Below are 20,476 nucleotides of genomic sequence, written 5' to 3' on the forward strand. Positions count from 1 at the left end.
TCATCCGAACTCCACCAACACCTGGTCGGCGGCCACCGGATCGCCGGCCTTGGCGTTGACGGCCTTGACGACGGCGTCGCGCTCGGCGCGCAGGATGTTCTGCATCTTCATGGCCTCGAGCACGCAGACGATCTCGCCCTCGCGGACCTGCTGGCCGACCGCGACGTCCATCGACACGACCAGCCCCGGCATCGGCGACAGCACCAGCTTGGAGGTGTCGGCCGGAGCCTTGGCCGGCAGCTTCTCGTGCAGCTCGGCGCTGCGGGCGGTCAGGACCAAGACCCGGGCCTTGGTCGCCCGGTGGCGGATGGTGAAGCCCTCGGCGGCCGGGGCGACCTCGGCGGTGAAAGCCTGGCCGTCCAGCTTGGCCCTGAAGGTCGCCAGGCCCGGCCGCCAGGCGATATCGGTCACGACGAGGCTGCGGCCTTCGTCGAGCAGGCCGACGGTCAGGCTCTGGTCGCTCTCGGCCTCGAACCGCACCCGGCGCTTGGCGTGGCCGACCACCACCGTCCAGTCGGTGCGCCTGGACCCCAGCCGCCGGGCCAGCACCCGCTGCAGGGCGCAGCCCGTCGCGGCCAGGATGTCCAGCTGGGCCGGCGTCGGCTCGGTCCCCGCGAAGCCGTCGGGGAACTCGTCCTTGATGTAGCTGGTCGCCAGCTGGCCCGAGACGAAGCGCTCCTGGTCCATCACCGCGGCCAGGAACGGCACGTTGTGGCTGGGACCCTCGATGTGGAAGTCCTCCAGCGCCCGGGCCATGCCCGCCACGGCTTCAGTGCGGGTCGGGGCCCAGGAGCACAGCTTGGCGATCATCGGATCGTAGAACATCGAGATCTCGTCGCCCTCGCGCACGCCGGCGTCGTTGCGCACGAGATAGCCGTCCTTCTGGCCCTCTTCCGGCGGCGCATAGCGCACCAGCCGGCCGATGCTGGGCAGGAACTTGCGGTAGGGATCCTCGGCGTAGATCCGGCTCTCGACGGCCCAGCCGTTGATCGAAAGATCATCCTGCGCAAAGGCCAAAGGCTCGCCGGCCGCCGATCGGATCATCTGCTCGACCAGGTCGAGACCGGTGATCAGCTCGGTGACCGGATGCTCGACCTGCAGGCGGGTGTTCATCTCCAGGAAGTAGAAGCTCTTGTCCTGGCCGGCGACGAACTCCACCGTGCCGGCGCTGTCGTAATTGACCGCCTTGGCCAGGGCGACGGCCTGGGCGCCCATGGCCGCGCGGGTTTCGGGATCGAGCAGCGGGCTGGGCGCCTCCTCGATGACCTTCTGGTTGCGGCGCTGGATCGAGCACTCACGCTCGAACAGGTGAACGACGTGCCCATGCTTGTCGCCCAGCACCTGGATCTCGATGTGGCGCGGGCTCTCGATGAACTTCTCGATGAAGATCCGGTCGTCGCCGAACGCGCCCGCGGCCTCGGCCCGCACGGCCGGGAAGCCCTCCTCGACGTCCTGCTTGTTCCAGGCCACCCGGATGCCCTTGCCGCCGCCGCCGGCGCTGGCCTTGATCATCACCGGATAGCCGATGGTCTCCGACACCGAGAGCGCCTCGGCCACATCCGCGATCTCGCCGATATGGCCCGGCACGCACGACACCCCGGCCGCCGCCGCGAACTTCTTGCTCTCGATCTTGTCGCCCATCGCCGAGATCGCGCCGGGGTTGGGACCGATGAACACGATGCCCTCGTCGGCGCAGCGCTGGGCGAACTCGGCCTTCTCCGACAGGAACCCGAAGCCCGGATGCACGGCCTGCGCGCCCGTCTGCTTGCAGGCGGCGATGATCTTGTCGGCGACCAGATAGCTCTGGGCGGCCGGCGAGGCGCCGATGTGCACGGCCTCGTCGGCCATCTCCACCGCCAGGCTGTCGGCGTCGGCGTCCGAGTACACGACCACCGTCGCGATCCCCAGCCGACGGCACGTCTTGATCACCCGCACCGCGATCTCGCCCCGGTTGGCGATCAGGATCTTCTTGAACATCGGCCCATCCCTGCGCGGCTTTTCGCCTTGTCCCTAGGCGTAACAGGCCAAGGCCGGTTTGCAACGCGGACAGCTCGCGCTAAAAGCGTCGCAGGAACCATGACACCGGTTTCCAATAAGAACGACTTAGGGAGTGACGCGTGGTGAAGCAGGCGCTTTTTCTGGCCTCCGCCTTTTCAGTCATCGCCGCCGCCAGCGCGGCCGCCGCAGCCGCACCGGCTGAACCCGCCCTTCTCTTCCACGTCTCCGGCGACAAGGGCCTGAAAGCCGACTACGCGGCCGGCGACGCCATCCCCAACTTCGCCGACAAGGTCGCCGTCATTCCGACGGGCAAGGCCGGCCCGGCCCTCTCGGCCCAGGACGACGGCGTCCTGGCCTGGAACGCCCCCGGCAACATCCAGGCCCAGCGCGGCACGCTCTCGTTCTTCTGGCGCTCGGGCTATCCGGTGGGCGTCGCGCCCTTCGTGATCTTCCGCGTCGGCTACGCCGACCACACCAGCTGGGACATGGCCTTCCTGCGCATCGACTGGAACGGCCACGGCTTCGACGCCTTCGTCACCGACAACGGCCTGGCCCGCACCCGCGTCTCGTTCAAGCTCGACAAGCCGCCGGCCGCCGACGCCTGGACGCACCTGGCCTTCACCTGGGACGAGCAGACCGGCGTGCAGCTGTTCATCGACGGCAAGCCCGTGGCGAAGAAGGAAGCCAAACGGGTCTATGACGCGGGCCTGGACCAGTTCGGCGTCGCCGGCCGGGTGATCGCCCCGCACCAGGTGCAGAGCCGCTACAACTTCCTGCGCGGCGGCGACCTGGACGAGATCCGCGTCTACGACCGCGCCCTGGACGCGGCCGGCGTCGCTGCCCTGGCCCGCAACGAGACCCCGACCGCGGCCGCCCCGGTCCCGACGCTGGACGACCCGGCCACGCACGCGGCCTGGAAGCTGCGCTACGGCTGGACGGGCGAGGCCCCGCCCCTGCTGACCGATCCGGCCACCCGCATCCGCAAGGTCGAGTTCACCGACGCCAAGGACCTCAAGGAGTGGATGTGGCGGGCCAACGACGGCATTCCGGAGACGACCTGGCCCGGCGTCTACAACCGCTCGCGCCTGGAAGGCCGTGACGACTACTTCCAGCTTCCCGACTGGAATACCTACGTCGAGGGCGGCAAGGCCCTGACCCTGGCCCTGCCCGACGAGCCGATCAGCCGGCTTGAAATTCAGGGGACCGCCTATGGCGACCTGACCTGGGCGGCGAAGGCGGGCGACAAGGGTGCGAAGGTCGGCGTTCGCGCCAAGGGCCTGGCCCGTTCGGTCACGATGCTGGCCCAGCCGCTGAAGGGCGGCGTGCTGACCTTCACCAACACCGACCAGGAAACCCCGATCCAGGAGATCTGGGCCTATGACGTCAGCGCCGGCAAGGAGCCCGACGGCGTCTTCAAGATGAACTACACGGTCCGCGCCGAGGTGGCGCCGGACTATCTGAACCTGGCCGACCTCAACGCCTATGTCGCCGGGCGCTTCCCGGCAGGCGAGCGGGCGACGGTCGTGGCCATCCCCGACGCGGCCCCGCAGCGCAAGCGTCCGGCCGCCGACCTCACGACGAAAGGCCTGCCGATCGTCCACGTGATGATCCCGTCGGGCTTCGGCGACGCCCCGGCCGCTCAGGCCCTGGCCCGCAACTGGGCCTATGGCTGGGAGAACGCCCGCGACGGCCTGGACGGCATCGCGCTGGACATCCCCGCCCTGCCCGGCGCGGCCGGAACGACGATCCCGCTGAACATCCAGGTCAAGGACCCGATCTGGCCGGGCCGCAACATGATCGACGTCTCGGTCTCGGTGAAGGCCGGCGAGGCCCGCACCCTTTGGCTCGACCTGCGCGATCGCATCCTGACGGCCGACAGCCTCTACCTGACCATCGCCGCTGACTGCGCCGAGTTCGGCCCCAAGGCCCTGGACGGCGCCAAGATCCGCCTGGTCTTCAAGGCTCGCGAGGAGGCCAAGGCCGAGCACGTGGCCGACCGCTTCAACCAGGTGAAGGACAACTGGGCCTTCCTGGTCGAGGAGCACACCACCTCCAAGCGCCAGGGCCTCTATCGCCGCCTCTACGCCGACATCTCCGACCTGCTGCGCGTCGATCCCGACCACAAGGAAGGCCGCGAGTACTGGGGCGACATCACCTATGGCAGCCAGGGCTGGCCGGCCTTCGAGCAGCCCAAGGCGCCGGACGGTGTGCCGCTGTGGGCCTTCCGCCAGACCGAAGACCTCAAGCGCGTCGCCAAGTTCATCAACTGGTGGATCGACGAGCGCCAGGTTCCCTACGGCGACTTCGGCGGCGGCCTGTCGGACGACAGCGACCTGCTGCAGCAGTGGCCGGGCCTCGCTTTGATGGGCGTCGATCCCGACAAGGTGCGCGACTCGCTGAACCGCCTGACCGACGCGGTCTACCGCAACGGCATGTTCACGAACGGCCTGTCGACCATCGTCACCGACGAGCTGCACGCCTACGAGGAGGGCATCAACTCCAACAGCGAGGCGATGTATCTCGACTACGGCGACCCGCTGGCGGTCGAGCGGCTGTTCACGACGGTGAAGGCCCTGCCGACCATCATCGACAAGAACCCGGCCGGCCACGTCCACTTCAACACCAACTGGTACAGCGGCGCGATCTCGTACCGCGAAGGCCCGTGGGAGTGGCAGAAGCCCTATTCGTTCGGCGTCGTGCACCCGGCCATCCTGATCGGAGACTACAACGGCGACCGCACGGCCCGCGACATCGTGCTGGGCCTGGCCGACGGCTATCTGGCGCACGTGAAACCCGACGGCTCCTATCCCAACGAGATCAACTGGCGCACCGACGCCGAGCGCGGCGGCACTGTGCTGCAAGGCTCCGGCGCCAGCGGTCCGTTCCAGATCTTCTGGCAGGCCTGGCGCTGGACGGGCGACGCCAAGTACCTGGCCCCGATCCAGTGGCGGATGGGCAAGAACGGCGTCAAATCGCTGAACGACCTCAACGACAACGCCCTATCGATGCTGGGCCTGGGCGAGGCCAACAAGGACGCCATCGTCAAGTCGGCGGCCAAGGGCGGAGCCATCGAACGCTTCGCCGCCTGGACCCTGACCGGCGACAAGACCTGGCTCGAAAAGGCCTATGCCGACGAGATCCAGTGGGCCGACCAGCACATGTACATGCACACCGACGGCCACTGGTGGTCGGACCGGGTGGAGATCCCGTCGGACGTGCTGCAACGCTCGCGCCTGGGCGGCATCGCCAACAAGCGCGGCCAGATGAACCCGGGCCACCTGGTCAGCTGGCGCTTCGAGGGCGGCGTGAAGGGCGAGGACGTCGCCATCCTGGTCAAGGACGGGACGGCCAAGGGCTTCAAGGTCGTGGCCTACAATCTGTCGGACAAGCCGGTGACGGCGGTGATGACCGGCTGGAACGTCGCGCCTGGCCAGTGGACGCTGACCCAAGGGATCGACAGCACCGGCGACGACAAGATCGACGGCGGCGGCGAGACCCGACAGGTCGCCTTCGAACGCACCAAGGCCGTGACGGTGGTCCTGCCGCCGGGCCAGACGAGCATTGTCGAGATGGCCCTGGCCCAGGCGGGCGATGATCCCGCCCAGCGCGTCGACCTCGGCATCGGGCGCGGCGACGTCACGGTGAAGGGGTCGACGATCACCGCCAAGGTCCACAGCCTGGGCGCCCAGGACGCGGCGGCCTCGCGGCTGGAACTGGTCGACTCCGGCGGCAAGGTGCTGACCTCGACGGCCGTGCCCGCCCTGGCCGCGCCGAAGGACCTGCTGCCCAAGACCGCCACGGCCCGGCTGAAGATCCCGGCGGGCGCCAAGCCGTCGGAACTGCGCTTGCGCATCGTCAGCGCCCAGCCCCAAATCACCGCCCTCAACGACGAGGTGAAACTGCCATGAGCCACCGCCTCGCCGTCCTGACCATTCTTGGAGCTCTATCGATGTCCGCCCCCGCCGCGCTCGCCGCCGACGCCCTGGAGTACGGGCGCAACGTCACGCTGGCGGAAGCCAAGACGGCGGCCAGCGCCGCCGAGGCCGAGGCGCTGAAGAACGGCTGGGCGGCCGTCATCACCGTGGTCGAGCCCAACGGCCAGACCGTGCTGTCGTGGAAGATGGACGGCGCGTCCTACGCCGCCCCGGGCGTCGCGCGCCGCAAGGCCGAGACCGCGGCCGGCTTCAAGCGCCCGACCAAGGCGTTCCAGGACGCGGTCAAGGCCGGCAACCTCAACGCCATCTCCAACGGCGCCCTGGCCATCGAGGGCGGCGAACTGCTGGTCGCCGGCGGAAAGATCGTCGGGGCGATCGGCGTCTCGGGCGCCACGCCGGAGCAGGACGGGATCATCGCCCGCGCCGGCGCCGCGGCGGTGAAGTAGGCCTCAGCCCTCCCCGCCCCCAAACTCCTTGGCGAACATGGCGATATAGCCGTCGAGCCGCTCGGACGCCTCGGGCGCGACCAGACGGGTGACCTCGGCAGAGAAGGTGACCGGCGCAGAACCGGAGGCGGTGACGACCTTGCCGTCGACCACCGCGCGCGGGGTTTCGACATAGCCCTCGGCGCCCGCGTAGCCCGGCGCCTGCTCGGCCAGCCAGTCCTTGCCGTTCGAGGTATGGGCCTTGCCCGCCAGCAGGCCGGCCTTGGCCAGGGCGATGGTCGCGCCGCAGATGCCGGCGACGATCTTGCCGTCCGCGTGCACCTGCTTGAGCAGGGCGAACAGGGTCTGGTTCTCGTAGTCCTGCCAGGCGTCCGAGCCGATCAGCAGGAAGACGTCGGCGTCGGACAGCACCGGGTCGTCGAAGCCATAGTCGGCGGCGGCGAGGATGCCGCCGATCGAGGTCTCCGGATCGCCGGTCGGGGTGGCGATCTCGATCTGGACTTTGAAGTACTCGCGCAGCGAGGCCAGCACGGGACCAGCTTCCCAGTCGGCCCAGCCGGGCTGGAGAAAGGCGACGGCGACGGTCATCAGCGCAGCTTCACGGCGGTGCCGGCGGCGGTGACCATCAGCATGCCGTTGTCGGCGCCGAGGGCCTCGTAGTCGAGATCCACGCCCACCACGGCGTCGGCGCCCAGGCGGCGGGCCTCGTCGATCATCTCCTGCAGGGCGATGTCGCGCGCCTCGCGCAGGGCCTTCTCGTAGCCGCCGGCGCGGCCGCCGATGATGTTGGTGATGCCGGCGAACAGGTCGCGGAAGATGTGCGCGCCGATGATCGCCTCGCCGGAGACGACGCCCAGGGTGGCCACCGTCTCTCGCTCGGCGACGTACGGAGTGGTCGAGGTGATCATGCGTTTCCGTCCCTTAGATGCCGCGCGCCCTACCGGCGAGCCGCTCGAAACCCTAGATTGGCATCCATGACCCAAGCCGCCACCCTGTCTTCCACAGGTTTCGACCTGACCCCGCCGACCGAGCCCGAGCGCGAGCGCCTGGAGGGCGACCTCACCGCCGAGGAGGCGCGCGTCCTGCTGCACCATGGCACCGAAGCCCCGTTCTGCGGCGGCCTGCTGGGCGAGAAGAACCCCGGCGTCTATGGCTGCCGGCTGTGCGGCCTGCCGCTGTTCAAGCACGAGACCAAGTTCGAGAGCGGCACCGGCTGGCCCAGCTTCTACGCGCCGTACGACGAGGAGCACGTCAAGGCCGTGCGCGACACCTCCTACGGCATGGTCCGGATCGAGACCCGTTGCGCCCGCTGCGACAGCCACCAGGGCCACGTCTTCCCCGACGGTCCGGCCCCGACGCGGCTGCGCTACTGCATCAATTCGGTGTCGCTGCAATTCGTGGCGAGCGGCGAGCCCCTGCCCGACCCGCTGCATCGCGGTGATCGGCTACCCTGATCACAGCGAAGCTTCCCTTACGGAAGTTCGACCGTCGGTGGAAAAAATGGGTTGTCGCACACAACTATAAAGAGCACATTCGCGCTCGACGCCGATGGATCGGCGACTCGCTCGGGCGACGTCCCCTAGACGACCGCCCGAACCGCCCGCGCTTAGCCTCCGGCAGGGTTTGGCGCTCCATGGCGGACGCGTCGGGAGAAGGCCCCTTCCCCCCAACCTTCTTCCGACGCGAACCCCTAGTCCCCCGGCGCGACGGTGGGGCCGTAGGCGACATAGCCTCGCTCGACCATCCGGCGCAGGGCCTCGTAGGCGGCCGACAGTTCGTCATAGGCCGTGCGCAGGGCGGCCAGCTTCTCGACTTCCGCCGGTTCGGGCGGGCGGCCCGACTGGCTGATCGCCAGGGCCGCCGCCGCCCACCGCGCCCGGGACTGGGCCGTGCTCACGGCCAGCTTCTGGAAATGCCCGGCGTCGAGCCGTCCCAGGGTCTGGGCCATGATCTCGCGGTTGGAGACGAAGGCGGTGTAGTCGATCTGCTCCAGGTGGCCGCGCAGCCTGCGCTGCTCCTGCGGATCGATGTCCTGCGGCTCGAAGTGATCGCTGAATCGCCGCGTGCTGGAGGTGACGGTGGACGACATGACGGCCTCCCTGACCGCTCGTACTGGGCAGGAGTCTGCGCCTTCGCCCTTAAGCGGTCGTTACTCGTCAATCGGGCGTGAGCAGGCCCTGCAACCCGACGATCATGGCGATGATCCCGAACACCGCCAGGATCAGGCCCGCGCCCTGCGAGCCGCTGGCCGGCAGGTCGCCGCTTCCGCCCAGCCGCCGGGCGACCGCCCCAGCCCGCAGCCGATCCCACAGCAGCAGGACGCCGACCGCCAGGCCGACAATCTCGAAGTGGAAGACGTGCGGCCCCGAGATCAGGTGGACGATCAGGAAGTAGCCGCCGCAGACCAGGGCCGCGACCCCCACGATCCAGCCGAACGGCGCCAACCTGCCCGCGAACCGCGCGAGGTCGTCGCCCGCACGCGGCAACAGCGCCAGAAGGCCGATCGCCAGCATAAAGCCGCCGAGCAGGTTGCAGAGGTCGAGAAGCAGTTCGAGCATGGGCATGGAATGCGAAGGACGCTCGCGCCGTTCCCGCTCCCCGAAAAGGAGAACGCCAATCACCACAACCGCAGGACTTGCAATCTTACGATTGTAGAATAGCCTTCGAGCTTCACCGGAGGTTCGTCATGCGTTTCGTCGTCGCGTTCGCCGCCCTGCTGCTCGCCGCCGCACCCGTCGCCAACGGTGCGCTCGCCGCGCCGACCGCCGCCGAAGCCCGCACCGACAAGGATCGCCAGATCGTCCAGAAGGCCATGGGGTCGGATCTGAAGAAGATCCAGGCCATGGTTCCCGCGCTGGAGGACGTTGCGTCGCGCACGCCCGATGCCTACCCCCTGATCGAGCGGAAAAGCGATCTCGTCATCGTCCGCGCGTCCGGTCTCGACCAGGGCATGATCCCCGCCCTGATCGCCGGCGCGACGGGAAAAGACGCCGGCGGACCAACGCGGGTCGACATCGAGTACAACACCTACGGCCAGGCGATCTTCCTGCTGGGTTCGGCCGCCGTCGAGGCCCGCGACATGAGGAAGGCCACGTTCTGGCTGGACAAGGGCCTGGCCCTGCAACCCGACAACCTGATGCTCGTCACCGAGAAGGGCATGGTGCTGACGCTCCAGAAGCGGCACGCCGAGGCGCTGGCGCTCTACGAAGCGACCTTCGAAAACGCCAGCGGCATGCTGCTCGGCGACCAGCAGGGCAAGGCGCGCCTGCTGCGGGCCAAGGGCTTCACGCTGATCGAGCTCAATCGCCTGGACGAGGCCGAAGCCGCCTACAAGGCCTCGCGGGAGATCGAGCCCGACCACGGCGGCGCCAAGCACGAACTGGCCTACATCGCCCAGCTTCGCGCCGGCGCCGAGCAACGCGGCATGCAGTTGGTCAACGGCGAGGAGTCCAAGGCCCTCAAATAGGCCTCAACGCTCCACGATCGCCTCGAAGCCGCCGAAGATCATGCGTTTGCCGTCGAACGGCATGTTCTCCATGTACGGCTTGAGGCGCTCGTCGGCCATGACCTGGGCCATCACCTCGTTGCGCTTGGCCTTGCTCTCGTAGGTGATCCACGAAAAGACCGTCACCTCGTCGTCCTTCAACTGGACGGCGCGAGGGAACGAGGTCAGTTCGCCGTAGGGCACGTCGTCGGCGATGGCCTCGACATAGGACAGCGCGCCGAGCTCCATCCATATCGAGCCCGCCAGAGTCGCCATCTCCTTGTAGGCCTCGACATTGGCCTTCGGCACGGCGACCACGAAACCATCGACATAGGTCATGGGGTATCCTCCCTGGATGTTGTCGTTCCCCCAGGACGATCGAACGCCCGGAAGGCCGACAACGGCGAGGAAAAAGTTCAGCGGGCGCGGATCATTTCCAGGAGACGGGCCAGCGCCTTGGCGTGGCCAGCGCCCGGATCCTCGGGCGGATGGACGGTCAGCGGGACCTGCGGGGCGATCCCCACGCCCTCGACCACCCGCCCTTCGGCGTCGCGATGGATTTCGGCCGGCAGGGCGAAGCGCCAGCCGTTCGGAAGCGGCACGGGAACCTGGTCCGACAGCGCGCCGCGCGTGGTTTCCCCGATCTGGCGCACATTGGGCAGGCCGCGCATCATCAGGGTGAAGGTCTCGCCGGCGCTGACGGTGATGCGGCTGGTCAGCAGCCAGACCGGTCCGAGATAACGCGGGCGGACCGACGGCTCGACGACCAGGTCCTGCGACAGCCCGGCCACGCCGGTCGGGATCTTGGAGCCGACGACGACGCGCCCGGCTGCGAACCGCGCCGCGATTCGCCGGCTGATGGTGTCGTAGCCGCCACGATTGTTGGAGACGTCGACGATCACCGCCGAGGCGCCAGAAAAAGCGGTCATGGCCTCGTCCAGGACCGCGTCCAGCGCAACGGTGTCGTCATCGCCGGCCGCGGGGTCGAACCCGCCCATGCTGACGATCGCCAGGTAGCCGACATCGTCGTCGCGTCCCCAGAAGATCCGACCGTTGGCGACCTGACGGGCGTGAAACGGCGCGGCCAGCACGCCGTCGCGCCAGGCCTTGCGCCAGGCCGCCTCGCCGCCGGGTCCGCCCTGCGCGCTCAGCAGCACCGGCGCTTCGCCGAACCGGCGGGATCGCGGCTCGCCGGCGATGACGCCGTCGAGCTGGACGTGCGGGTCGGAAATCCCGCGCAGCAGGACACCCAGCGCCTTCCATAGGGCCACCTCGTCCGGCGCCGGGCCCAGCGCCACGAAGGCCTCGCGGCGGCGGGCGGTCCAGTCGAAGCCGCGCTCGGCCGACAAGGGATAGTAGGCCGCGAAAGCGTCGGCGACGGCGGCCAGGGTCCGCTGCGGCGTCCAGGGCCGCTGGTCCGAGCAGGCCTTCGGCAGAGCTTTCAAGCGATCAAAGCGATAGACCGTGCCATCCGCCTCGCCGGCGATCTCGACCGTTTCCTTCCCTGCCGGCCGCCACAGTTTCAGCACGCCGTCGGGATCGGCTTCCGGCCGGGGGTCACGCCAGCAGCCAGCCCCGGCGACGTGGTAGAGGCTCGGCCCCGTAGCGTCGAACCGCACGATCCAGCCATAACCCCGCGACCGCCAGACGCCTTGCAACGCTGGGGCTACGACGCCGTTCTCGATCACCGGGCGCGCCCCTTCGGCCGCCAGGGACGGCGCGCCGACGGACAGTCCCGCGATCAGGGCTACGCAGGTTAAGGTTTTCATGAGGGCTCGGTCAGGGCTGGACAGCCGCACGGCGCGCCTTCCCGGAGGCCCCTTCGACGCGCCTGATATCGGATCGCTGGCTCATGACGGATGCGAGGCTAGCAACTGCCGGCCTTCTTCGCCACAGAGCCGGTTCCGCCACGCGAAAAGGCCCGGCTCTGCGAACCGGGCCCATCGATATTCCACGGCAGGCGGCGTTCACGGCCGCGCGCGGATCAGCCCAGCGCGGCCAGGACGGCCTTCTGCTTGGCGGCGTCCAGGTGCGGGACCAGGGCCTTGACGATGTCGATCGTGGCCTTGTTGACCACCCGAACGTCGGGCGCGGGGTCGCCGCCGTGGATCTTGAGCCAGAGTTCGATGATCCAGTGCGGATCGTTGGCATGCGCGAGGACGATGGGGCGGAGCGCCATAGCGGTAACCTCATGAGTTGCAACTCCACAACGATACACCCATGAGGGCAATTTTTAAGCGCGCGCGACGGGTCTTCACCGGAGCGTGAAGACCCGTCGCGCGCCGACTCACTCGGCCTTCAGATAGATCTCCGAGCCCTGTTCTTTGAACTTCTCGCTCATCTGCGCCATGCCCAGCTCGGCCGTGTTCGGCGCCTGTGCGGCGGCGAAGTCGCGGACTTCCTGGCTGATCTTCATCGAGCAGAACTTCGGACCGCACATCGAGCAGAAGTGCGCGGTCTTGTGCGCCTCCTTGGGCAGGGTCTCGTCGTGGAAGGCCCGGGCGGTCTCGGGATCGAGGCCGAGGTTGAACTGGTCCTCCCAGCGGAACTCGAACCGAGCCCGGCTGATAGCGTCGTCCCACATGGCCGCGCCGGGATGGCCCTTGGCGAGGTCGGCGGCGTGGGCCGCCAGCTTGTAGGTGATGACGCCGGTCTTGACGTCGTTGCGGTCGGGCAGGCCCAGGTGCTCCTTGGGCGTGACGTAGCAGAGCATGGCCGTACCGAACCAGCCGATCATCGCCGCACCGATCGCCGAGGTGATGTGGTCGTAGCCAGGGGCGATGTCGGTGGTCAACGGACCGAGGGTGTAGAAGGGGGCCTCGTGGCAGTGCTTCAGCTGCTCGTCCATGTTGGCCTTGATCTTGTGCATGGCCACGTGGCCCGGCCCCTCGATCATCACTTGCACGCCGTGCTTCCAGGCCACCTTGGTCAGCTCGCCCAGGGTGCGCAGCTCCGAGAACTGGGCCTCGTCGTTGGCGTCGGCGGTCGAGCCGGGACGCAGGCCGTCGCCCAGCGAGAACGACACGTCGTAGGCGCGCATGATCTCGCAGATCTCTTCGAAGCGCTCGTAGAGGAAGTTCTCCTTGTGGTGGGCCAGGCACCACTTGGCCATGATCGAGCCGCCACGGCTGACGATGCCGGTGACGCGCTTGGCGGTCATCGGCACGAAGGGCAGGCGCACACCGGCATGGATCGTGAAGTAGTCGACGCCCTGTTCGGCCTGCTCGATCAGGGTGTCGCGGAAGACTTCCCAGTTCAGGTCCTCGGCCACGCCGTTGACCTTCTCCAGCGCCTGGTAGATCGGCACGGTGCCGATGGGCACGGCGCTGTTGCGGATGATCCAGTCGCGGATGTTGTGGATGTTGCGGCCCGTCGACAGGTCCATGACCGTGTCGGCGCCCCAGCGGGTGGCCCAGACCATCTTGTCGACCTCGTCGGCGACGGTGCCGAGCACGGCCGAGTTGCCGATGTTGGCGTTGATCTTGACCAGGAAGTTGCGGCCGATGGCCATCGGCTCCAGTTCGCCGTGGTTGATGTTGGCCGGGATGATGGCCCGGCCGCGGGCCACTTCCTGGCGCACGAACTCGGGCGTCACGAAGTCGGGGACGCTGGCCCCGAAGTCCTCGCCGTCGCGCACGCAGGGCGCCGATTGCTCGCGGCGCAGGTTCTCGCGGATGGCGACATATTCCATCTCGGCGGTGATGATCCCGGCGCGGGCGTATTCCAGCTGGGTGACCAGCTTGCCGGTCGCGCCGCGATAGATCTTGCGGCCGTTGTCGGGAAACTGCGGAGCCAGATGCTTGCCCTGGGCGAAGCCGTTGTCCTCGGGCTTCACTTCGCGCGGATTGGAGACGATCTCGACGTCGCCGCGAGCGACGACCCAGGCTTCGCGGGCCCGTTCCAGGCCCTTCTCGATGTCGATGGTCGCGGTCGGGTCGGTGTAGGGGCCGGACGGGTCGTAGATCGTCACCGGCGGCTCGTTGGCCGAAGGGTGGACGGCCACCTCGCGGAACGGCACGCGGATGTCGGGAAACAGCTCGCCGACCTGATGGACCTTGCGCGACCCGGGAATGGGGCCGGTGGCGACGTCGCTCGTCGCCGGGATGATGGGGGTTTGGGCGTTCATGTTGCGGGCTCCTCAAGCATTGAAGAGACCCGGACGTGTCGAGCTAAGTCGGTTGTACGGCCTGGACTGTACGCCTCCGGACCGCGTTCCCTCCCTTCGCCGGCATGACCCGGATCAGGTTCGACGGGTCAGGGCTCAAGCCCAATCTCAGCCGCGACAGCGACCCCCCGGTGAACAGGGCGGACACTAGGGTGATTGACGCGCGGGTCAAGGGCGCAAGAACGCCGTTTCGCCAACGCATTTACAGGTTGCACGATCAGGCGGATACATCTCAAGCGACACAACGCCGTGGCGAGGGGAGCCGACATGGGCGAGCGTTTCGATCTTCTGGCTTTCTTCGCGCGGTCCAAGATGCCGCTGGGCCTGCCGCTGCTGGCCGCCGCGGCGGTTCCTGGGGCGATCATCGGCCTTCTGCTATTCTATCTGCCGGACCTGCCGCTGGACCTGGCCTTCTTCGGCGGCTGGCTGGCGCTGCTGTCGCTGGCGGCGCTGGTCTGGGCGACGATCTTCTGGGGACTGGCCGTCGCCGTGACCCCGCAGCAGCAGGCGCTGACCAGCGCCTCGGTGGTGGCCGTGGCCATGTCGCTGGCCATAGCCTCGGTCGCCTCGCCGCCGGCCATCGGCTCGCTGGCCCAGAAGACCGGCCGAGTGGTCGAAGCCGCCCTGGCCTGGACGCCGGCCCTGGTCTCGCAGGCGGTCAGCGGCATCGACCCCTGCTCGGGCGACGCCCTGACCAAGCCCGAGCAGCGTCGGCAGGCGGTGCTGAAGGGCCGGATCACCGGCGTGCTGCACGGCTTCATCAGCCGTGGCGACCGCGCCTGCACACCGGCCGACCTGATCCCCGCCGGCCTCTCGGCGACGAGCGCGACGGCGGTGACCGGCGGGGCCTGGATCTGGTTCCTGATCGTGTTCGGCCTCTGCCTCGTCCTGGCCCGCGCCTTGGCCGAGGCGCGACTGCAATGGTACCCGGGCGACGGCTCGCGCGAGCCGATCATCGCCTATCCGAAGTGGATCGCCGCCGTCGTCTATACGGCGATCCTGATCCCGGCCTCGTATCTGGCCATCGGCTCGCTGCTGCTGCTGACCCAGGAGACCACGGCGGTCGACCAGGCCGAGCTGAATCGGCGGCTCGACGAGGTCGAGGCCAAGGCGATGTCGAACCAGAGCATGGAGCCGCTGACGGTGAACACCGGCCTCTTGCTGGGCCAGGCCGTCAACGCCGCCAACGCCGTGCCGCCCTCGCCGCCCGCCGCGACCGTGCGAGGGCCCGAGGTGGGCGGAGAACCCGCGCCGGCCGCCGTCGGAGCGGCCGCCCTGCCCGTCACGCCGGCGGTGGACCAGGCCGAGCAGCTGCGGATCATCGTTCAGGGCGTGAACGACTATCAGAAGCTCAGCCAGCGCTTCGAGCAGTACCGGGTGTCGCGCAAGCTGGAGATCGTCGCCGCCTACAACGAGGCGGTCGGCCGGTTCCCGCCCAGCCAGCTGCCCGGCTATGTCGACATCCTGGTCGAGCGTTATCGCGAGCAGGTGGTCTCCCGCCGCCTGCAGTTGCGCCAGTGCCTGGGCGCGCTGGCCGGCGTGCAGACCGTGTCGATCGTTGACCGCCGGATGAACCTGCGCAACCTGGCCGCCGCCGCGCCCTATACCGAGGAGATCAAGAAGACCTGCAAGGCGCCGACCGAGACGACGCTGCAGACGACTTCCGACGAGGTGGAGGCCGATCGCAACCTGCGGCTGGGCAACCTGATCGAGCGGGTGCTGTACCGCTGGCTGATCGGGGTGCCGGCCTCGACCCTGCTGATCCTGGGCCTGATCGGCTTTGGCCTGTTCGGCGCGGCGATCCGCATGCTGGGCCGGCCCGATCGGCCCGAAGCCGCCAACGAGCCCGACCAGCCGGTCGACGCCGCCGCCCGCGCCCGGATCGAAGACCTGTTCGCCCGCAGCGAAGTCCTGACCCAGACCCCGCCGCCGGCCGACAACGACGCCTCGCCGCCGGCCGAGCGCCAGCGCCAGATCCGCCGGCAGGAGATCCTGGCCCTGAAGGCCCTGGCGCTGCGGATCAACGCGGCTTCCCGCAGCGACCACGCCGGCAGCAACAACATCGTCTATTTCCGCGCCAACTACGTCGTCGACGACGACGGGCTGGTGCGGGTGGGCGAGCGCGTGGCGGTCAGCGGGGCCCCGGCCCGGGTGCTGGTCCACGGCATGGGCGCGGCCTTCACGATCTTCCTGCTCAGCGAGTGCGGCGCGCGGCTGTTCAACGAGGGCGGCCAGACCAACCCGATCGGCATGCTGGCCATGGGCTTCATCGGCGCGGTGTTCGCCGAGGACATCTGGAAGCGGGCCCGCGAGGTGCTGGGCGACAACCTCAAGCGCAAGCCCGAGCCGAAGTCGCCGCCCGAGCCCGCACCCCAGTCCGCGCCCCAGCCGGCCGCCGTGCCGGCCGAATAGGCCTAAAGCGCGCTCGCCGAGAAGGTGTCGCAGGCGGCCGGCTTGCCCGCGTCATAGCCCTTGCCGAACCAGCGCATGCGCTGTGCGCTGGTGCCGTGGGTGAAGCTGTCGGGCATGACGCGCCCCTGGGCCTTTTCCTGGATGGCGTCGTCGCCGACCGAGGCCGCGGCCCCCAGGCCGTCCTCGATGTCGGCGCGGGTGATCTGGATGTTCGAGACCTCCGGCGCGTGCCGCGCCCAGACGCCGGCGTAACAGTCGGCCTGCAGCTCCAGCCGCACCGAGCCGCTCTGCGCGCCCTGCCGGCCCAGGCGGTCGGCCTGGCGGTTGGCGCCCAGCTGGTTCTGGATGTGGTGGCCGATCTCGTGGCTGATGACATAGGCCCGGGCGAACTCACCCTTGGCCCCGAACTTGGTCTCCAGCTCGTTCCAGAAGCTGAGGTCGAGATAGACCTTGCGGTCGGCCGGGCAATAGAACGGCCCCATCGCCGCCTGGCCCGCGCCGCAGCCGGTGCCGGTCGAGGCGTCGTACAACACCACGGCCGCCGGCGGGACGTACTTGCCGCCCGAGCGGGCGAAGATCGGCCCCCAGACGTCGGCGTTCGAGGTCTCGATGACGTCGACGAAGCGGCCGCCCTCGTCCTGCACCGAGCCGCGCTGGCCTTCCTGCTGGGCGGCAGGCTGCTGCACGCCGTTGACGACGCTAAGCGTGGTCTCGGGACTGATGCCGAACACCAGATAGCCCACCACGGCCAAGGCCACCGCGCCGATGCCGCCGCCCGCGATGCCGACCGGACCCAGGCCGCGTCGGTCCTCGATGTTGCCGGAGCGCCGGCCGCCTCCCCATTCCATGCGCGCAAGGCTCCCTTTCAGCGTTCCGAAGCGGGCTTGACGGCCCGGATGGCGGCATTGCTCCGCGCCAGGCGGGCGTCGGTCAAGCGGTCGAGTTCGTCGAGGCGCAGCGACAGGGCCGCCGCCGGATCGCCGCGCTCGGGCAGAACCTGGGGCGGCGCGGGCCGGAGGGATCCCGGATCGGCCGGCGGCTGGGTCGCGCGCAAGGCCGCGGCCGCGTCGGCACGATCGCGGGCCGCCTGGGCGCGGCGGGCGGCGGCCAGCTGGTCCTGGCGCAGGCTATCGGCCTCCATCCGGGCGGCCTGCCGCTCGCGCAGCAGGCCCGGATCGGCCTGAGCAGCGGCCCCCGCCGCCCAGGCGAGCGCCGAAACGGCCGCTCCCGCCGCCAGGAGGATCCTTCCAGACCTTCGCCTCATGCCGTCTCCGTCGCTGTCGTCATCGGCTCTCGACGGTGAAACGCGCCAACTCGGCCTTCGGCGCCGCCCAGGTGGGATCGAGTTCGGCCGCCCGGCTGTAGTCGCGATAGGCCGCGGGCAGGTCGCCCATGTTCTCGTGCGCCAGGCCGCGATTGTAGAAGGCCCGCTCCGGATCCTTGACGCCCAGGGCCAGGCCCCGGTCGATCTCGGCCAGGCCGTCGGCGAAGCGCTCCTCGGCCACATAGGCCGCGCCGCGATTGACATAGGCCTCGCCCAGGGTCGGGTCGATGCGGCCGGCGGCGTCGAAGTCCTCGCGGGCCAGGACATAGGCCTTGCGGCGCAGCTGGATCACCCCGCGATTGACGAAGGTGCGGGCGCGGTCGCCGGCCTTCAGGCTCTCGACCTCGAGGGCCGTGGTGCACAGGCGCAGCGTCGGGTCGTCGGAGCGGCCCTTGATGACGGCCTCGGAGCAGTCCTTGGCCATGCCCCCGCCGATGATGAGCACCGAGGCGCTCGCCCCGCCTGCGGGGGCCATGAGGGCCAGGGCGGCGACGCCCAGAATCCAGCCGCGCGTGCGCGGCAAAGAAAGCATCCAGCCGCGAGCGCGCGGCCGAGACGAGATGGTCTTGGCTTCCATGCGTTTCTCCCAACGTTCACCCGGCCTTCCGGCAGGCCCGCGGGGATGGGAGAACCCAAGCCGCGGACGCGCGGGGACGGGCTTTTCGAGCCGGGCGGCGTCGAGGCCGGCCGGCGAGCGCCAGCATAGCACCGCCGGCTTCCGAAGACCCGCCAAAACGCCGCGAAACGCTTTGCCAGCCCGCGCGGCGCGGCCTATCTCCAAGCGTCCGGATAGGAGTTTCGCATGCACCTGGCCCGCTTTCCCCGCGCCCGCTTCGCCCACCTGCCGACGCCGCTGGAGCCGCTGCCGCGGCTGGGCGCGGAACTGGGGATCGACCTTTGGGTCAAGCGCGACGATTGCACGGGCCTGGCCGGCGGCGGCAACAAGACCCGCAAGCTGGAGTTCCTGCTCGGCGAAGCCCTGGCGCTGGGCGCCGACACCCTGGTCACGCAGGGCGCCGTGCAGTCCAACCACGTGCGCCAGACGATCGCGGCCGGCGCTCGCTACGGCCTTGCGACCGAGGTGATCCTCGAAGAACGCACGGGCTCGAAGGCCAGCGACTATGTCGGCAATGGCAATGTGCTACTCGACCGGCTGATGGGCGCTTCGATCCGCTTCGTGCCGGGCGGGACCGACATGAACGAAGAGCTGGAGGCGACCGCCGAGCTCGTCCGCCGGCGCGGCGGCAAGCCCTATGTGATCCCCGGCGGCGGGTCGAACACCGTCGGGGCCCTGGGCTATGTCGACTGCGCCCGCGAGCTGGTGGTGCAGGCCGACGGCCTGGACCTGAAGATCGACCGCCTGGTCACCGCCACCGGCAGCGCCGGCACCCATGCGGGCCTGGTCGCGGGCTTCGCGGCCCTGTCGGTCGACATCCCGATCCTCGGCTTCGGCGTGCGCGCGCCCAAGGCCAAGCAGGAGGAGAACGTCTTCAACCTGGCGGTCGCCACGGCGCAGACGATCGGCGCGGCGGGCCGGGTCCGGCGCGAGGCCGTGGTCGCCGACTGCGACTATGTCGGCGAGGGCTATGGCCTGGTCGACCAGGGGGTGGTCGACGCCCTGGCCCTGGCGGCGCGGACGGAAGGGCTGCTGCTGGACCCGGTCTATTCGGGCAAGGCGATGAAGGGGCTGATCGATCAAGCCCGCAAGGGCGCGTTCAAGAACCAGCGCGTGGTGTTCCTGCATACCGGCGGGGCGCAGGGCCTGTTCGGCTACCAGTCGGTGCTGGAGCCGGCGCTGGGTTAGGAGATCGCGATGAGCAAGGTCCTCGGCGTGCTGGGCGGCATGGGTCCGGCCGCCACCCTCGACTTCCTGGCCAAGCTGCAGGCGGCCACGCCCGTGGTCCGCGAGCAGGACCACATCCGGGTGCTGGTCGACATCAATCCCAAGGTTCCCGACCGCAACACCGACGGCGATGCGGCCGGGCCGGTGCTGGCGGCCATGGCGGCGGGGCTGCGCGACGCAGGCGCCGAAGTGCTGGCTATCGCCTGCAATACCGCCCACGCCTTCGCCGAACAGGTTAAGGCCAGCGGCCTGCCGCTGATCGACCTGCCGGAGACGGCGGTCGAGGCGGCCCGGGTTCACGGCGCGACACGGATCGGCGTGCTGGGCACCGGCTCGGCCCTGGCCATCTACCGCGACCGCCTTTCGCACCTGGGGCTGGAGGCGGTGAGCCTGGGCGACCACGAGCAGGTCGAGTTCATGGCCCTGCTCTATCGGATAAAGCGCGGCGACCTCTCGGAGGCCTCGCACCAGACCATGGCGGCCCTGGCCCACCGGCTGGTCGGGCTGGGCGCCCAGGCCGTGGTGGCCGGCTGCACCGAGGTTCCGCTGGTGATGGGGCAGGACGATCTGACCGTGCCTTTCGTGGACGCGACGCAGGCGTTGGCGCAGCGGTGCGTGGCGGTGTGCAGGTAGCCGCTTCGCGGACCCCCTCCGGCCCTCCGGGCCACCTCCCCCAAAGGGGGAGGATCTAAGCGCCAAGATGCTCCCCCTCTGGGGGAGCTGTCGCGGAGCGACTGAGGGGGTTTTGCGCACGGCTTTTCGGCCTCCCGTGGCGATCCACGAAAGTTGGCAGGGAGGCGCGGAGCGGCCGGGCGGAGCCCGGAGACCGTGATGTGGTTTAGCGTTTCGGCTTCGTCTGACCGCTCCGC

Annotated in this window: 19 protein-coding genes and 1 riboswitch; of the genes, 7 read left to right on the forward strand and 12 right to left on the reverse strand. The window is 69.4% G+C overall.

From position 1 onward, the window contains the following. Positions 1-1,977 carry an acetyl-CoA carboxylase biotin carboxylase subunit gene (locus AC07NG_RS25370; protein ID WP_494597135.1) on the reverse strand — a complete coding sequence of 659 codons (1,977 nt, stop codon included), beginning with the start codon at positions 1,975-1,977 and terminating at the stop codon, positions 1-3. 140 nt (positions 1,978-2,117) lie between these two features. Here AC07NG_RS25370 and AC07NG_RS25375 point away from each other — a divergent pair, with 140 nt between their 5' ends. Together AC07NG_RS25375 and AC07NG_RS25380 are read left to right on the forward strand one after the other, a co-directional pair. Further along, a complete protein-coding gene (locus AC07NG_RS25375) occupies positions 2,118-5,906 on the forward strand; it encodes a LamG-like jellyroll fold domain-containing protein (RefSeq protein WP_494597137.1) in 3,789 nt (1,262 codons plus the stop codon). Between the two features lie 41 nt (positions 5,907-5,947). Beyond that, positions 5,948-6,379 (forward strand): GlcG/HbpS family heme-binding protein, encoded by a 432-nt coding sequence (locus tag AC07NG_RS25380; RefSeq protein WP_233245308.1) that lies wholly within the window; start codon positions 5,948-5,950, stop codon positions 6,377-6,379. Between the two features lie 3 nt (positions 6,380-6,382). Here AC07NG_RS25380 and AC07NG_RS25385 read toward each other — a convergent pair whose 3' ends face one another. Both AC07NG_RS25385 and AC07NG_RS25390 read right to left on the reverse strand, forming a co-directional pair. Continuing rightward, complete coding sequence (locus AC07NG_RS25385; protein ID WP_494597140.1) at positions 6,383-6,967, reverse strand: type 1 glutamine amidotransferase family protein; 585 nt, start codon at positions 6,965-6,967, stop codon at positions 6,383-6,385. Further along, complete coding sequence (locus tag AC07NG_RS25390; RefSeq protein ID WP_110121008.1) at positions 6,967-7,287, reverse strand: heavy metal-binding domain-containing protein; 321 nt, start codon at positions 7,285-7,287, stop codon at positions 6,967-6,969. The genes AC07NG_RS25385 and AC07NG_RS25390 overlap by 1 nt, the downstream gene beginning before the upstream one ends. A gap of 66 nt (positions 7,288-7,353) precedes the next feature. Here AC07NG_RS25390 and msrB point away from each other — a divergent pair, with 66 nt between their 5' ends. After that, a complete protein-coding gene (gene msrB / locus AC07NG_RS25395; RefSeq protein WP_487292420.1) occupies positions 7,354-7,833 on the forward strand; it encodes a peptide-methionine (R)-S-oxide reductase MsrB in 480 nt (159 codons plus the stop codon). A gap of 236 nt (positions 7,834-8,069) precedes the next feature. Here the strand turns inward: msrB and AC07NG_RS25400 are convergent, their stop codons facing one another. Both AC07NG_RS25400 and AC07NG_RS25405 read right to left on the reverse strand, forming a co-directional pair. After that, positions 8,070-8,468 (reverse strand): hypothetical protein, encoded by a 399-nt coding sequence (locus tag AC07NG_RS25400; RefSeq protein ID WP_110121006.1) that lies wholly within the window; start codon positions 8,466-8,468, stop codon positions 8,070-8,072. A gap of 67 nt (positions 8,469-8,535) precedes the next feature. Continuing rightward, positions 8,536-8,943 carry a hypothetical protein gene (locus AC07NG_RS25405; protein WP_494597143.1) on the reverse strand — a complete coding sequence of 136 codons (408 nt, stop codon included), beginning with the start codon at positions 8,941-8,943 and terminating at the stop codon, positions 8,536-8,538. A 122-nt stretch (positions 8,944-9,065) separates the two neighbouring features. On the opposite strand from AC07NG_RS25405, the gene AC07NG_RS25410 reads away from it, so the two are divergent. Beyond that, positions 9,066-9,845, forward strand: a complete 780-nt coding sequence (locus AC07NG_RS25410) for a tetratricopeptide repeat protein (protein ID WP_494597145.1) — start codon at positions 9,066-9,068, stop codon at positions 9,843-9,845. Positions 9,846-9,848: 3 nt separating this feature from the next. On the opposite strand, the gene AC07NG_RS25415 is transcribed toward AC07NG_RS25410, so the two are convergent. The 4 genes from AC07NG_RS25415 to thiC form a co-directional block, all read right to left on the reverse strand. Beyond that, complete coding sequence (locus tag AC07NG_RS25415) at positions 9,849-10,202, reverse strand: DUF1428 domain-containing protein (protein ID WP_492853417.1); 354 nt, start codon at positions 10,200-10,202, stop codon at positions 9,849-9,851. A gap of 77 nt (positions 10,203-10,279) precedes the next feature. Further along, positions 10,280-11,632 carry a S41 family peptidase gene (locus tag AC07NG_RS25420; RefSeq protein WP_494597147.1) on the reverse strand — a complete coding sequence of 451 codons (1,353 nt, stop codon included), beginning with the start codon at positions 11,630-11,632 and terminating at the stop codon, positions 10,280-10,282. Between the two features lie 215 nt (positions 11,633-11,847). Beyond that, on the reverse strand, positions 11,848-12,042 hold the full coding sequence (locus AC07NG_RS25425; RefSeq protein ID WP_110133296.1) for a hypothetical protein: 195 nt from the start codon (positions 12,040-12,042) through the stop codon (positions 11,848-11,850). A 108-nt stretch (positions 12,043-12,150) separates the two neighbouring features. Beyond that, positions 12,151-13,989, reverse strand: a complete 1,839-nt coding sequence (thiC, locus tag AC07NG_RS25430; protein WP_494597149.1) for a phosphomethylpyrimidine synthase ThiC — start codon at positions 13,987-13,989, stop codon at positions 12,151-12,153. Between the two features lie 74 nt (positions 13,990-14,063). Continuing rightward, positions 14,064-14,169: riboswitch (TPP riboswitch) on the reverse strand. Positions 14,170-14,295: 126 nt separating this feature from the next. Here thiC and AC07NG_RS25435 point away from each other — a divergent pair. Then, positions 14,296-16,440: a hypothetical protein gene (locus AC07NG_RS25435; RefSeq protein WP_494597151.1), complete on the forward strand. Its 2,145-nt coding sequence runs from the start codon at positions 14,296-14,298 to the stop codon at positions 16,438-16,440. A 2-nt stretch (positions 16,441-16,442) separates the two neighbouring features. Here the strand turns inward: AC07NG_RS25435 and ypfJ are convergent, their stop codons facing one another. Genes ypfJ through AC07NG_RS25450 form a run of 3 tightly spaced genes read right to left on the reverse strand, consistent with a single transcriptional unit; the run spans position 16,443 to position 18,341 of the window. Beyond that, entirely contained in the window at positions 16,443-17,288 is an 846-nt protein-coding gene (gene ypfJ, locus AC07NG_RS25440) for a KPN_02809 family neutral zinc metallopeptidase (protein ID WP_494597153.1), read from the reverse strand. Between the two features lie 17 nt (positions 17,289-17,305). Then, positions 17,306-17,704 carry a hypothetical protein gene (locus AC07NG_RS25445; RefSeq protein ID WP_494597155.1) on the reverse strand — a complete coding sequence of 133 codons (399 nt, stop codon included), beginning with the start codon at positions 17,702-17,704 and terminating at the stop codon, positions 17,306-17,308. 19 nt (positions 17,705-17,723) lie between these two features. Further along, entirely contained in the window at positions 17,724-18,341 is a 618-nt protein-coding gene (locus AC07NG_RS25450) for a tetratricopeptide repeat protein (protein WP_494597157.1), read from the reverse strand. Positions 18,342-18,566: 225 nt separating this feature from the next. On the opposite strand from AC07NG_RS25450, the gene cuyA reads away from it, so the two are divergent. Further along, complete coding sequence (gene cuyA / locus AC07NG_RS25455) at positions 18,567-19,568, forward strand: D-cysteate sulfo-lyase (protein ID WP_494597159.1); 1,002 nt, start codon at positions 18,567-18,569, stop codon at positions 19,566-19,568. Positions 19,569-19,577: 9 nt separating this feature from the next. Beyond that, positions 19,578-20,240 carry a cysteate racemase gene (gene cuyB, locus AC07NG_RS25460; protein WP_494597161.1) on the forward strand — a complete coding sequence of 221 codons (663 nt, stop codon included), beginning with the start codon at positions 19,578-19,580 and terminating at the stop codon, positions 20,238-20,240. Positions 20,241-20,476 lie beyond the last annotated feature (236 nt).

The sequence above is a fragment of the Caulobacter sp. GW821-FHT10C03 genome (genome assembly GCF_059415485.1).

Bases quoted from the DNA above. Each gene is read 5' to 3' on its own strand.
- AC07NG_RS25385 (WP_494597140.1), bottom strand. From the start codon at position 6,967: ATGACCGTCGCCGTCGCCTTTCTCCAGCCCGGCTGGGCCGACTGGGAA.
- thiC (WP_494597149.1), bottom strand. From the start codon at position 13,989: ATGAACGCCCAAACCCCCATCATCCCGGCGACGAGCGACGTCGCCACC.
- AC07NG_RS25445 (WP_494597155.1), bottom strand. From the start codon at position 17,704: ATGAGGCGAAGGTCTGGAAGGATCCTCCTGGCGGCGGGAGCGGCCGTT.
- AC07NG_RS25420 (WP_494597147.1), bottom strand. From the start codon at position 11,632: ATGAAAACCTTAACCTGCGTAGCCCTGATCGCGGGACTGTCCGTCGGC.
- AC07NG_RS25410 (WP_494597145.1), top strand. From the start codon at position 9,066: ATGCGTTTCGTCGTCGCGTTCGCCGCCCTGCTGCTCGCCGCCGCACCC.
- AC07NG_RS25370 (WP_494597135.1), bottom strand. From the start codon at position 1,977: ATGTTCAAGAAGATCCTGATCGCCAACCGGGGCGAGATCGCGGTGCGG.
- AC07NG_RS25425 (WP_110133296.1), bottom strand. From the start codon at position 12,042: ATGGCGCTCCGCCCCATCGTCCTCGCGCATGCCAACGATCCGCACTGG.
- AC07NG_RS25435 (WP_494597151.1), top strand. From the start codon at position 14,296: ATGGGCGAGCGTTTCGATCTTCTGGCTTTCTTCGCGCGGTCCAAGATG.
- AC07NG_RS25450 (WP_494597157.1), bottom strand. From the start codon at position 18,341: ATGGAAGCCAAGACCATCTCGTCTCGGCCGCGCGCTCGCGGCTGGATG.
- AC07NG_RS25380 (WP_233245308.1), top strand. From the start codon at position 5,948: ATGTCCGCCCCCGCCGCGCTCGCCGCCGACGCCCTGGAGTACGGGCGC.
- cuyB (WP_494597161.1), top strand. From the start codon at position 19,578: ATGAGCAAGGTCCTCGGCGTGCTGGGCGGCATGGGTCCGGCCGCCACC.
- AC07NG_RS25405 (WP_494597143.1), bottom strand. From the start codon at position 8,943: ATGCCCATGCTCGAACTGCTTCTCGACCTCTGCAACCTGCTCGGCGGC.
- AC07NG_RS25390 (WP_110121008.1), bottom strand. From the start codon at position 7,287: ATGATCACCTCGACCACTCCGTACGTCGCCGAGCGAGAGACGGTGGCC.
- AC07NG_RS25400 (WP_110121006.1), bottom strand. From the start codon at position 8,468: ATGTCGTCCACCGTCACCTCCAGCACGCGGCGATTCAGCGATCACTTC.
- AC07NG_RS25415 (WP_492853417.1), bottom strand. From the start codon at position 10,202: ATGACCTATGTCGATGGTTTCGTGGTCGCCGTGCCGAAGGCCAATGTC.
- msrB (WP_487292420.1), top strand. From the start codon at position 7,354: ATGACCCAAGCCGCCACCCTGTCTTCCACAGGTTTCGACCTGACCCCG.
- ypfJ (WP_494597153.1), bottom strand. From the start codon at position 17,288: ATGGAATGGGGAGGCGGCCGGCGCTCCGGCAACATCGAGGACCGACGC.
- cuyA (WP_494597159.1), top strand. From the start codon at position 18,567: ATGCACCTGGCCCGCTTTCCCCGCGCCCGCTTCGCCCACCTGCCGACG.